At 39.9% G+C, this 12,125-nt stretch carries 12 protein-coding genes; 4 read left to right on the top strand and 8 right to left on the bottom strand.

Annotation, left to right across the window (positions count from 1 at the left end; genetic code table 11):
• A partial coding sequence (locus B4C08_RS05345) for a hypothetical protein (RefSeq protein WP_296663768.1) occupies window positions 1–486 on the top strand: 486 nt, incomplete at its 5' end.
• A 194-nt stretch (window positions 487–680) separates the two neighbouring features.
• Here B4C08_RS05345 and B4C08_RS05340 read toward each other — a convergent pair.
• Together B4C08_RS05340 and B4C08_RS05335 are read right to left on the bottom strand one after the other, a co-directional pair.
• Window positions 681–2,414 carry a flavocytochrome c gene (locus B4C08_RS05340; protein WP_296663766.1) on the bottom strand — a complete coding sequence of 578 codons (1,734 nt, stop codon included), beginning with the start codon at window positions 2,412–2,414 and terminating at the stop codon, window positions 681–683.
• A 68-nt stretch (window positions 2,415–2,482) separates the two neighbouring features.
• The gene (locus tag B4C08_RS05335) at window positions 2,483–3,283 is read right to left on the bottom strand and encodes a leucine-rich repeat domain-containing protein (protein WP_296663764.1); all 801 of its coding nucleotides are present in this window, start codon (window positions 3,281–3,283) and stop codon (window positions 2,483–2,485) included.
• Window positions 3,284–3,404: 121 nt separating this feature from the next.
• Between B4C08_RS05335 and B4C08_RS05330 the strand changes: the two genes are divergently transcribed.
• From B4C08_RS05330 to B4C08_RS05320, 3 genes are all read left to right on the top strand, one after another.
• Window positions 3,405–4,322: an RluA family pseudouridine synthase gene (locus B4C08_RS05330; RefSeq protein ID WP_296663762.1), complete on the top strand. Its 918-nt coding sequence runs from the start codon at window positions 3,405–3,407 to the stop codon at window positions 4,320–4,322.
• 105 nt (window positions 4,323–4,427) lie between these two features.
• Window positions 4,428–5,447, top strand: a complete 1,020-nt coding sequence (locus B4C08_RS05325; protein ID WP_296663760.1) for a methionine ABC transporter ATP-binding protein — start codon at window positions 4,428–4,430, stop codon at window positions 5,445–5,447.
• Complete coding sequence (locus B4C08_RS05320; RefSeq protein WP_295796760.1) at window positions 5,444–6,097, top strand: methionine ABC transporter permease; 654 nt, start codon at window positions 5,444–5,446, stop codon at window positions 6,095–6,097. Before B4C08_RS05325 ends, B4C08_RS05320 begins: the two co-directional genes overlap by 4 nt.
• Here the strand turns inward: B4C08_RS05320 and B4C08_RS05315 are convergent.
• The 6 genes from B4C08_RS05315 to B4C08_RS05290 are packed head-to-tail and all read right to left on the bottom strand — an operon-like array spanning window position 6,094 to window position 12,092.
• Window positions 6,094–7,338: a DUF763 domain-containing protein gene (locus B4C08_RS05315; RefSeq protein ID WP_296663758.1), complete on the bottom strand. Its 1,245-nt coding sequence runs from the start codon at window positions 7,336–7,338 to the stop codon at window positions 6,094–6,096. The two genes, B4C08_RS05320 and B4C08_RS05315, sit on opposite strands and share 4 nt — an antisense overlap.
• 1 nt (window position 7,339) lies before the next feature.
• Window positions 7,340–8,104, bottom strand: coding sequence for an RsmE family RNA methyltransferase (locus B4C08_RS05310; protein ID WP_296663756.1), 765 nt, complete (start codon window positions 8,102–8,104; stop codon window positions 7,340–7,342).
• A gap of 1 nt (window position 8,105) precedes the next feature.
• On the bottom strand, window positions 8,106–9,335 hold the full coding sequence (locus tag B4C08_RS05305) for a dicarboxylate/amino acid:cation symporter (protein ID WP_296663755.1): 1,230 nt from the start codon (window positions 9,333–9,335) through the stop codon (window positions 8,106–8,108).
• Window positions 9,336–9,393: 58 nt separating this feature from the next.
• Window positions 9,394–10,197 carry an ABC transporter ATP-binding protein gene (locus B4C08_RS05300; RefSeq protein WP_296663753.1) on the bottom strand — a complete coding sequence of 268 codons (804 nt, stop codon included), beginning with the start codon at window positions 10,195–10,197 and terminating at the stop codon, window positions 9,394–9,396.
• On the bottom strand, window positions 10,194–11,111 hold the full coding sequence (locus tag B4C08_RS05295) for an ABC transporter permease (protein WP_296663752.1): 918 nt from the start codon (window positions 11,109–11,111) through the stop codon (window positions 10,194–10,196). The genes B4C08_RS05300 and B4C08_RS05295 overlap by 4 nt, the downstream gene beginning before the upstream one ends.
• A 6-nt stretch (window positions 11,112–11,117) precedes the next feature.
• A complete protein-coding gene (locus B4C08_RS05290; RefSeq protein WP_296663751.1) occupies window positions 11,118–12,092 on the bottom strand; it encodes an ABC transporter substrate-binding protein in 975 nt (324 codons plus the stop codon).
• Window positions 12,093–12,125 lie beyond the last annotated feature (33 nt).

Genomic DNA, 12,125 nt, shown 5'->3' with positions numbered 1-12,125 from the left:
ATGGTCCTTGCGCTTGCATTTGCAGGCTGTAAGTCTGATGATGATGATGACGATGATGATGTGTCTAGCTCAACATTGGGTATTAGCGGAACAGAAAAAGCGTACTGGATTTCTGTAGAAGAAGATGATGGTTCTACTAAATACGCTAAAACCTACATCGAATTTACTAGCGACACAACTGGGAAAACATACAAATATTTTGACAGTGATGATGTTGATAATGGGGATGCTTCTTCTGTTGGATATTCCGTAGAAACTGAATTTACTTTTACAACTAGCGGAAATACATTGACTTTAACTGGTTTTACTATATATGAATATAAAAATGGTAAATGGGATTCTGAAAAGTTTGAAGCTGAAGGCTGGTCAGAAACTTACATAATTTCTGGCTCAGAATTGACTGACACATTTAAGGATGAAAAAGAAACCAAAACAACTAAGTATATAAAAGTTACTGAAAAGCCAACAGAACCATATAAAAAGTAGTTTCTTAACATATTCAAGTTAAAAAGAATGCTCCAGGTAAAATATCTGGAGCATTTTTGTTTTTATAGAAGATTCCCGTATCAAGTACGGGAATGACACAAGGTCTAGGACACGGGAATGATGCAAGGTCTGGAAATGGCAGTTAAGATTTTGCCTATTTGTCATTACCCTGCTAGAGCGGATAATCTTGCGTTTTATTTTTTAATTTCTTCAAGCGCGGTGTCGGCAGCGATTTTTCCGTAGATGCAAATATCTGCTACTGCGTTTCCTCCAAGACGGTTTGCGCCGTGGATTCCGCCTGTAACTTCTCCAGCCGCATAAAGTCCGGGAACAGGATTTTTGTCTGCGTCTAAAACTTGCGCCTTTGTGTTTATTGTGATTCCGCCCATTGTATGATGAACAGCAGGCCCTACTTCAACAGCATAGAACGGAGCTTTTGTAAGCGGTCGCGGCATTTCGGAAGCCTTTCTGCCAAGCGGGTCATTTCCTGATTTTTGAATCTGCGCATAATCTGCCATTGTCTTTTCAAATTCATCCGCTGGAATTTCAAGTTTTTCTGCAAGCTCTTTTGCAGTTTCGCCTTGGGTAATAAGTCCGTTCTTTATATAAGTTTCAATTGCCTTGAGAGACTTGCGAACATCCTGGTCAAATACAAGAAATGCAGTTTTTCCTTTTTGCGCAAGAATGGCCTTTGACATTACATCGCGGGTTGCCATTTCTGTGCAGAATCTTTTTCCGTCGCGGTTTACAAGAATTGCTCCGTTTCCGCGGACAGCTTCTGTTATCATTGTGCCGTTTCCCGGAACAACTGTCGGGTGAGTTTGAATTTCTTCCATCTGAGTAAGACCGGCATTGAATTTTTTTATCCAGCTGAATGCGTCTCCAGTTGCGCCTTTATGGTTTGTAGTTCCAAATCCTTCAAGTTCAGGTTTGTAGGAAACGACCATCTGCGGATTTGCGCCGAATCCTCCTGTTGCAACTATCACGGCTTTTGCGCTGATTGTGTATTCATTGCTTCCTGCAAAAACTTTTACGCCGGCTGCTTTTCCGTCTTTTTCGATTATGTCAAGAACTTTGTTTGAATAGCGGATTTCTGCTCCAGCGTTCAATGCGGCTTTTTCAAGAGCAGGAATCAAATTTGAGCCAACAGCAGCTCCTCCTTGCGGCCGGTGAGTGCGTTTGTTTGTTGAGCCTGCCATTTTTCCAACATCAGTCAAATCTGCGCCAATTGAAATAAGCCAGTCTACAGTTTCCGCAGATTTTTCAGTCATGTTGCGCACAAGCTCTGGATTGTTCTTGTAGTGTCCGCCTTTCATTGTGTCTTCAAAAAACTGCTCGTTTGTGTCTTGAATTCCAAGTTTCTTTTGAATTGAAGTTTCACTTGCGTTAAGTCCGCCTGTCGCAGAAATTGTGTTTCCGCCTGCGTTTCCCATTTTTTCAAGGACAATTACTTTTGCGCCTTTGCTTGCAGCTTCTGTTGCCGCAGAAAGTCCAGCTCCGCCAGCTCCGATTATAACAATGTCGCATGAAGTGTCCTTGTATTCTGCTTGCTCTGATTTTTTTCCGTGGGCTGAATTTATTGCGTTTTCCAAAGCCGCTAAAGTTGCCTTGGAAGTTATCGTTGCGCCTGAAACTGTATCGATTCCGGCTGCTTTTCCTGTGGAAGCGAATTTTTCAAGAATTGACTTTATTGCGGGTTTTGCAAAGTCTGTTTCTTCTTCTTTCAGGATTTCTGTTGAAGTGATTTTTCCGTCTTTTACAGAAAATGCGATTTCAATTGCGCCGTTTCTTCCGTCCGCTTTGCCAGAAAATGTTCCGTCTGGCAGAGCTTTTGGCTTTGAACAGGCTGCCATTACAGCTATTGAAATTCCTGACGCAACTATAAAAATTGCCGCTGCCAGTGAATTCCGTAGATTCTTGTGTTTCATATATTCCTCCGAAAAATTTTTTGCCGGTTAAAATATACATTAAAAACACAAGTTAGTGTAGGCTAATATTAAAATTCTTCGTCTTCAAGCTGAACGCAGTTTGGATTGTTGCGGCACCAGTTTTCCGAGTATGAAGCTTTTTTGCAGAATATTTTTACAGAAGTTCCGAATGCGCTGTTTTCAATAAAATCTACTGATTCTGGAATTATAACTTTTGTTTCGCTTCCGCAGTTTACAAAAGATTCTTCTCCGATGCTTATAACGCCTTCCCTGATTCTTACAGATTCCATGTCTGTTCCAAAAAAGGCTCTTCTTCCGATTCCTTTTATTCCTTTAGGAGTCGCCACATTTTTTTTGCTTCCGCTGTAAAATAAAAGCATACTGTTAAATGTGTTGAACATCATTCCGTCTTCGTATTTGTAGTTTTTGTTGATTGGAAGATATTTTTCGCTGTTTGGAAATGCTGATTTTGCGCATGAAATCAAGTTGTCTGGAAGAACAAGGTTTTTTATTCCGGTGCAGTTTGCGAATGCTTTTTCATTTATGGAAGTAATGTTTTCATGCAAGACGATTGACTGAAGCCCTGTGCAGTCTTCGAAAGTTCCTTCTTCAATTGTAGTGATGTTTGACGGAATGTCCACGGACTCAAGGGATGCGCAGTTGTAAAATGCACGTTTTCCGATTGCCATTAAATTTGGAGGAAGCACAACCGACTTTAAATTTACACAGTCAGCAAAAGCGTTTTCTCCGATTACAAGGACGCTTTCTGGAATTTTTATAGAAGAAACCATGCGGTGGTTGTGAAAAGTTGTTCCTGTTATTTCTGTTGTTCCCTCTGGAATTTCAACATCGATTAAAGGCAAATCCATTTTTAGCTCCGATAAAAATTAGTTGTACTAATATTATCATTCTTAGCATTTGATGTCTAATGTTTTTTTATCTTTGTGCGCAACGTTTGAACTTTATTCAGATTATTTATATAGTAGAGATATGAAAGAAACTTTGCATTTTGTAAAAGCCAGCACAAGATATAAGAGAGAGCATAAAAGCGACTATGGAAAGGAACGCATAGAAATTCTATACGAGGACAAGGATATTGTTGTTATAAACAAAGCTTCTGGGCTTCTTTCTGTTCCTTATCCGGGAAGCAAATCTCGCACTGCGATTGAGCTTCTGGAAAAAATTATGCGTAAAAAAGGAACTTTTTCTGAAAGTCACCGGCCTTTTGTTGTGCATCGTTTGGACAGAGACACAAGCGGAGTTATGATGTTTGCCTTGAATGAAAGGGTACAGAAAAAAATAATGTCCACTTGGAAAACTATGGTTACAGATAGGCTTTACAGGGCTGTTGCGGAAAATCCTAGAAGAAATCATCCTGAATTGCCGGACTTTGGCCTTATAGATGAACCGCTTGCAAAAAATGCGTGCCATCAAGGCTATGTTCCAAAAAAACTTGATGACAAGGCTGAAACTTGCGAGGCACGCACAAATTTCAGTGTTGTGTTACGGGGCAGAACCCATACGCTTTTTGAGCTTTCTTTGGATACAGGCAAGAAAAATCAGATAAGGGCGCATTTGGCTTCAAGGCATTATCCGCTTGCCGGAGACGAAAATTATAGGGCCAGAACTGACCCCTTTCATAGGCTTGCTCTTCATGCAAGAACATTGGCGTTTATTCATCCTGTTACGGGAGAAAAAATGAGCTTTGAAATTCCAGAGCCAGAAGAATGGGAGCAGTACGTTAAAAAAGGCGATTTGCATCCTCAAATTCCAGTTTGGGCTAACGAACGTAAGGAGCGAATTCAGTATAATGCGCAGATTGAAAATATAAAAACTCCCGACCATTCGTTACGTCGCCAAGCTAGAAAAATGGATTTTATTGCGCGCGGAAAATCAGGAATTAAATAAAAACTAACGATAGTTTATTGTTATACTGATTTATTAGAAAAAACTATAGCTGGCTATAAAGAAAATCTTCTTGTAGCACAACTTGAATTTCACTATTATTTTATTATGCAGATTAAACTTAACAATTTGAAAAAAACATATTCAGGTCCAAACGGAAAAATTGCCGCTGTAAATGGAATTTCACTGGATATTCCAGAAAATACAATTTTTGGAATAATCGGAAAAAGCGGAGCTGGAAAAAGCAGTCTTGTGCGTTTGATAAGCCTTCTTGAAAAGCCGGACAAAGGTGAAATTTTTTATGACAACGACAGAGTTGATAACCTTGGAAAACGCGAGCTTATTTTGCGCCGCAGAAAGATTGGCATGATTTTTCAGAATTTTAATCTGTTCAGTTCAAGGACTGCTGAAAAAAATGTTGCTTATCCTCTTGAAATTTGCGGAACTCCAAAAGAAGTTATAAAGCCGCGTGTTCAGGAAATGCTAAAGCTTGTTGGACTTGAAGACAGAGCCGCTTCTCCTATAAGCACACTTTCCGGCGGACAAAAACAGAGAATTGCGATTGCCCGTGCGCTTGCAACTCAGCCTGATATTCTTTTTTGCGATGAAGCTACGAGCGCTCTTGATCCGCAGACAACAACTTCAATTTTGAATTTAATCCGCGACATTCAAAAGAAAATGAATTTGACAGTTGTAATGATTACTCATCAGATGGAAGTTGTGCGCGATGCTTGTGAGCAGGTTGCGGTTGTTGATTCTGGAAAAATTGTGGAGCAGGGAAGCGTAAAGGAAATTTTCAGCTGTCCTAAGTCAGAAGTTACAAAAGAATTTATGAGAGGAATTTCTTCGAATTCAAAAGATGAAATTGTGCGCTGGTCTGATGAAGGCGGGCAGTTTGAGCTTCATTTTATTGGAGAAAAAACCGGAGAGCCTGTTTTGAGCCGCATGGCAAAGCTGTTCGATGTGGAATTCAATATCAGGGCAGGTGGAATTCAGCGTATAAAGAATGAAGACATTGGAGCTTTGTTTGTTGATTTTTCCGGCAAAAAAACTGAAATAAAAAAGGCTCTTGATTTTTTAAGGGAGCAGGGCATTCTTGTTGAAGACATTTCTGGAGGAAAAAAATGAGTCAGATTTTTGCTTTAGTTGGACAGTCGTCTTTGCAGACTTTGGAAATGGTTTTCTTTTCTACATTATTTTCTCTTGTGCTTGGTTTTCCTGTGGGCGTTTTGCTTTACATTACAAATCCGACTGGAATTTCTCCGCGTCCAATTTTGAATCAGATTTTAAGCCGGATTGTAAACGTCTTGCGTTCTTTTCCGTTTATCATTTTGATGATTGTGCTTTTTCCGCTTTCACGTCTTATGCTGGGAACAAGTATTGGAACAGAAGCTACGATTATTCCGCTTAGCATTGCCGCTGCTCCTTTTGTTGCTCGTGTAATAGAAACTGCTTTAAGCGAAGTTGATTCTGGAATGATTCAGGCTGCAAGAGCAATGGGCTCAACAAACTGGCAGATTATTTATAAAGTTGTTATTCCGGAAGCTTTTCCGTCTGTGATTTCAGGAATAACGCTTACAATTATAAACTTGATTGGATATTCTGCGATGGCTGGAACAATTGGCGGTGGCGGACTTGGAGACTTGGCAATTCGATACGGTTACCAAAGATTTCGCACTGATGTAATGATTGCGGCTGTTGTTGTTATTCTTGTGCTTGTTGAGCTGATTCAGTTTATTGGAACTGTTCTTGTAAATAAAATGCTTAGCAAACGCTAGACTGTTTTTCCGCCCCAGCGAACTGAATTCTGCTTTTCATAGCTGATTGCTTTGTCAAAGTCAGCTTTTGGATCGCAGTTTTTTTCTATCTGAAGAGCGGCCGCATGAAGCCTGTTTATGCATTGGCTTTTGTCATTGTAGCCGAGCTTTGATTTTTCTATTGCGTCTCCTAGAACTCTTATGCTTTCATCGTAAATTCTAAGCGGAACAGGAAATGGATGTCCGTCTTTTCCGCCGTGGGCAAAACTGAATCTTGCCGGATCTTTGAATCTGCTTGGAGTTCCATTTATTACTTCGCTGATTAAAGTCAAGGATTGCAATGTTCTAGGACCAAGCCCCGGAGTTAAAAGAAGACTTTCAAAATTTTTTGCAGGACTTTCATAGGCGGTTGCAAGAACTGCGCCAAGCCTTTTTAAGTCCACATCTTTTTCTGTAACATTATGATGAGAAGGAAGTGTTATGCTCCTTTCATTTTGAATTTGGATTTCAGTTTTGTCTTCAAAAAGCTCTTGCTGAATTTTTTGTGGAAGTCCAAGTTCTTGCACGGATTTTATTTCGGCGATTATTTTTTCAGGCTTTTCTTTTGAAAGTGCAAGAATTGAATTTCTTGTGCTGGCTGCAGAAGAATCCGTGAGATTTAAAATCAGGCCTTTGTTTTCTCCTGTAATTCCTGAATGCGGCTCTTCAATAAATGAATTTAAATTTTGCGAGCACCAATGGTAGCGGCGTGCTGTTTTGGTTTGAGTGTTCATTCCTTGCTGAACAATTGCCCAGTCGCCTTGGTCGCTTAAAATAAAATTGTGCTGATAAAGCTGAAATCCGTCTTGAACTGCGGCCCCGTCTACTTTTGCTGAAAGCCTGCTTGCGTTTACAAGAGAAGTTCCGTCTAAACCTGTCGCTTCGCTTAAATATAAAAGTTCTTGCGGTGTTCTGCGCGAATATTTTCCTCTTCCGCCGCAAACGCAAAGTCCGAATTCTCTAGCCCGCGGATTTATTCCACGCTTCAAGGCGTACATTACGCTTGTTGTTATTCCGGAAGAATGCCAGTCCATTCCCAGAACTGCTCCAAATGACTGAAACCATAAAGGATCGCTTAGCCTGCGCAAAACCTCTTTTTTTCCATATTGAATTAAAAGCGATTCTACAATCAAAGTTCCAAGGTCGCGCATTCTGTCTGCAAGCCATTTGGGAACTGTTCCAACATGAAGCGGCAAGTCAGCGTGTCCTGTTCTCTTTATCATTTTAGTCCAAAACTCCCATTGAATCCAAGATAAGTGAAGCTGCGACAGTTGATGCTGTTTCAGTCCGTAGAATTCTTTTTCCCATGCTTAAAAGCTCAAAGCCGTTTTGCTTAAAAAGCTGACGTTCGGAATTTGTCCAGCCGCGCTCGCTTCCAATTGCGGCTACTGCTTTTTGCGGTTTTTCTTTTAATGCGCATGAAAGGCTTTGTGAAGGCTCAATGTTGTCAAGCGCAAAAAGTTTTCCTTCAAGGTCAATTTGTTCAAGGCAGTTTTCTAGCGTTTGGTGAATAAAAAGTTTAGGGATTTGAGTAGAGCCTGCTTGAACACTTCCGTCCAAAAGAAATTTTTTTGCTTCGCCTTTTGTTGCAATATCTGATTTTAAATACGATTTTTCACCAAGCTCTGTTCCTGTAAGATGAACTTCCTGCACTCCCAAAGAAGCCATGTCGCGCAAAAGTCTCTTGAGCTGAATCGGCCGGGGAAATCCAATAATCATTTTAAGAGGATAAAGTTTTTTTCCGTCGGATTCTGGTGTGAAGTCAAAATAAATTTTTCCGCCTTTGAATGTTTTTTTTCCGTCGGAAGATTTTTTTTCTTCAACAGAAATTTTTTTTATTATGGCAGTTCCGGCCTGACCTCCTATGATTCCTGCTGAAAAGCTTTCACCTTCTTTTTTATGCAGAATTTTCAGAATGTGCTGGGCGCGCTCATCTTGAATGTCAAGCGGATTTAAAATTTCTTCCGGGGAAAAAAGGCAGATGTTCATTTTAAATGAATTTTCTAAGCTCCTGATGCTGAATCATTTTTGTTTTTACGGCGATTATGTAACTTCCGAACATTGCGGTAAGAGCGTCGATTCCGGCTGCATAGGCGCAGATAACGGGAACTGCATTTTTTAAAAGAAGATAGCCGGATTCAAATCCGCGTCCGTACAAAAGGCACATTGAAGTTATTGCGGCAAACGGTCCGCCCAAAGGAATTTCTGCCAAAGCAAATGAAAGCAAGAAAGAAACTCCTGCAATCCACAAAACGTCTAGCACTGGAATTCCAAGGCTTGAGTAAGAGCGCAAAATAAGAACAAAGCCAGCTGCCTGGACTAAAGCTGCTCCTCCGCGTCCAAAAATAGAAAAAAGCGGAAACGAAAATGCGTTGATTCTTCTTTTTATTCCGAGGCTTTCTTTTCCGTGGCGAAGATTTAATGCAAGCGCAAGGTTTGTGTCTCCGCTGAAAAATGCGACCAAAAAAGGACAAATGGAAGCATACAAGACCCTGTAAGGATGCATTTCATGGCAAAGAAATCTTAATATTAGCGGATAGATAATAAAGGCTACGATGAGTAAATCAGCAGTGAGCATTATTATAAGTCCGTTGTAAACTCCGCTGCTTATTGCCGAAATAAAATCTATTGTCCAGCGACACATTACGGCAATCATTCCGACTGCGAAAATTTCAATGAAAAAACTCAATACAATGTAAAATACTTTGCTAAGGGAATCAAAAAGTCCGACTGCGGCTTTTGAAGCGTTTTTATCACTGGTGGCTCCAGCTCCTGCAAGTCCTGCAAAGATAAAACAAGGCAAAAGATATGCGCCGTCCATCAAAGATTCAAACCCGGAAAAAGGAAAAAGTTTGGTTATCAAAGTCTGCCATGCAAATGAAGAAACTTCGGAAGCTTTTTCAGTTGTGATTGGAATGCGCGGAAGTTTTATTGCAAGCGCGGAAACAAGTCCTAAAAGCATAAGCGCGAATGATGATGAAAATATTACGCCGAAAGTCCAGGCTGAAGCTTTTGTTAAAAGTTTTTCATCCCGAAGCTTAAAAAATGAAATTGAAACAGAAAAAAACAAAACCGGAAGAAGCGCGTATCTTCCAAAGCGGACTGCAATTTCCACAATAAAATCAAGAGCCGCTTGTCCCTGAACTGTTGAAGGTGAAAAAACAAGGGCGGAAATTAAACCGATTGCAATGCCAATTAAATATTTAAGCCAAATTCTCATAGCAACGGATTATAGCAAGGCTCAAGGAAAAATACAATTAAGCAAAGTTTCCGCAGGATTATTGAAGCAGCATCTGGTCGTTTTGAAGCGAATGCTTTTTTATGGCGCGGAATTTTTCAATTATTGAATCCATTGTAAGCTTTTGTTTTTCTTCTTTTCCTATGTCCATTATAATTTCGCCTGAATCCATCATCAAAAGCCGAGAACCATAGTCAAGAGCGTGCTGCATATTGTGAGTTACCATCATAACTGTGAGATTGTATTCCTTTGCAAATTTCCGTGTAAGCTCCATTACAATCGCAGCGTTTGAAGGGTCAAGGGCGGCCGTGTGTTCGTCAAGCAAAAGAAGAGATGGCTTTGACATTACAGCCATAAGAAGCGTTAGAGCTTGTCTTTGCCCGCCTGAAAAAAGCTCAACATTGTCGCCGAGACGGTTTTCAAGACCCATGTTCAGCTTAGAAAGCTCTTCTCTAAAAAAACTGCGTGTTTTATTGTTCAGGCTGATTTTTAGTCCTTTGAATCCTTTTTTTGATGCAATGACCATGTTGTCTTCAAGCGACATTTTTCCGGCTGTTCCTAAAAGCGGATTTTGAAAAATTCGTCCGATGTATTTTGCGCGTTTGTATTCTTTGTCTTTTGTTATGTCCTTTATTCCGTTTTCTGTTTCAAGAAAAATCGAGCCTTCAGTTGGTGAATATGTTCCGGAAATAACATTGTACAAAGTTGATTTTCCGGCTCCGTTGCTTCCGATTACAGTTATAAAGTCGCCTTTATTAATTGAAAGATTTATGTTTTTAAGCGCGGTGTTTTCGTCTGGAGTATTTTTGTTAAATGTAATTCCAATGTTTTTTAGCTCAATCATTTTGAAGCTCCGTTTTTAGACGATTTGAATTTTTCTTTTAAATTTGTGCGGGAAATAATAAGGCAGATTATAATTAAAATTCCTGTTGCAAGTTTTAAGTCGTTCGGCGTTATGTGGATTTTGTATCCGTAGCTGCGGGCAAGCATCATAAGCGCTCTGTAAATAAAAGAGCCTGCTATTACACGGAATGTCTGCACTGAAATTTTATTTGAGCGGATTGCAAATTCTCCGAGCATTAAAGAAGCAAGCCCTGAAACTACAATTCCAGTTCCCATTCCAACGTCAGCAAAGCCATTGTACATTGCCGCAAAAGCTCCTGCCAAAGCTGCAAGCCCGTTTCCAAAGCAAATTCCAATTCCTCTTAAAATGCTTGGATTTATTCCCTGCGAAACTATAAGCTGCGGATTTGCTCCGAGCGCGCCCATTGTGAGTCCAAGGTCAGTATGATAAAAAAGATCGAGAAGAGCCTTTAGTGCAAAAACAAAAATAATCAGAAAAACAACAATTCCCCACTGCGGATCAACTGAAGGAAAATATTCGTACATTGAATCAGAAATCTTTGAAAACAATGTCGGAATCTTTAAAAAAGAAACATTCGCTTTGTTTGACATAATTCTAAGATTCACGGAATAAAGCATTGTCATTGTTAGAATTCCTGCGAGCAAATCTGGAATTTTTAGTTTTGTGTAAACCGCGCTTGTTATAAGGCCTGCTGCAAGTCCTGAGCAAAATGAAATAAAAATCGATGCCGCCGGATTTATGCCTTTTAAAAGACAAGCTGCAAGAACGCAAGCTCCCAAAGGAAAAGAGCCATCAACTGTCATGTCGCAGAAATTCAAGATTCTGAATGTTGAAAAAACACCCAGAACCATGATTCCGTAAATAAGTCCTTCAATTATTATTGATGAAATCATAAGCTTTTATTTTTCTGAAAGTTTTCCGTTTTGATATATAAAGTTTGCTGAATCAATATATTTTTGGTCTATTGAAATTCCGCAGTTTTTCGCTGAATCAAGGTCAATTAGGAAATCTGAGTCTGAAGGATCTGTCATAAATTTTACAGGAAGGCTTGCAGGTTTTGCTCCGTTAAGAATTTTTACAACCATTTCTCCTGTGGCGCGGCCTGCTTTATAATAGTTGAATCCGCTTGCCATAAAAATTCCGCCTTCTTTTGCTGCTGTAACGTCTCCTGAAAAAATCGGCTTTTTTGCTTTTCCAAAAACATTTACAAGGCTTGCAATTGCACTAAAAACTGTGTTGTCTGTGGAAAGATAAATTCCGTCCACTCTGTTTACAATTGCTTGTGCAGCTTGTTTTACTTCATCTGATTTTGTGATGCTTTGAGTTACAAGATTTATTCCTGCTTCTTTGCATCCTTTTTCCACAAGTGAAAGCGCGCTTGCAGAATTGTCTTCGTTGCTTGTGTAAATATATCCAAGAGTTTTTATTTTGGCGACTTCCTTAAAAAGCTTTATGTGCTGCTCTGTTGGAATCGCATCGCTCATTCCAGTTACATTGCGCTGACCATGTTCTACAGTTGAGACAAGTCCGGCTCCAACTGGATCTGTAACTGTTCCAAAGACAACTGGTGTAGTTTTTATTGCTGTGGCAAGCGCGACCGCTACTGGTGTTGCTATTCCAACCGCGACGTTCACTTTTTCCGCTTTAAACTGATTTGCAATTTGGGCTGCGGTTCCAACATCTCCGTTTGCGTTTTGCAAGTCGTAATCCGCATCGATTCCAGCGTCTTTTATTGCATCAATTACGCCACGCTCAATGTCGTCCAAGGCAACGTGCTGAACAATTTTTGCAATTCCTATTTTAACTTTTTTTGCTGGCTTGGCATAAACTGAAAATGCAGAAAAAAGGGCTGCAATAAAAATAAGTTTTTTCATATTGTTTCTCCTATAAAAAGTCAATGAGGAAAT

The organism is Treponema sp. UBA753 (assembly GCF_002297325.1).
GTDB lineage: Bacteria > Spirochaetota > Spirochaetia > Treponematales > Treponemataceae > Treponema_D.
The sequence above is the reverse complement of the archived record's forward strand: the minus strand, read 5'-3'. Positions and strand labels throughout refer to the sequence as shown.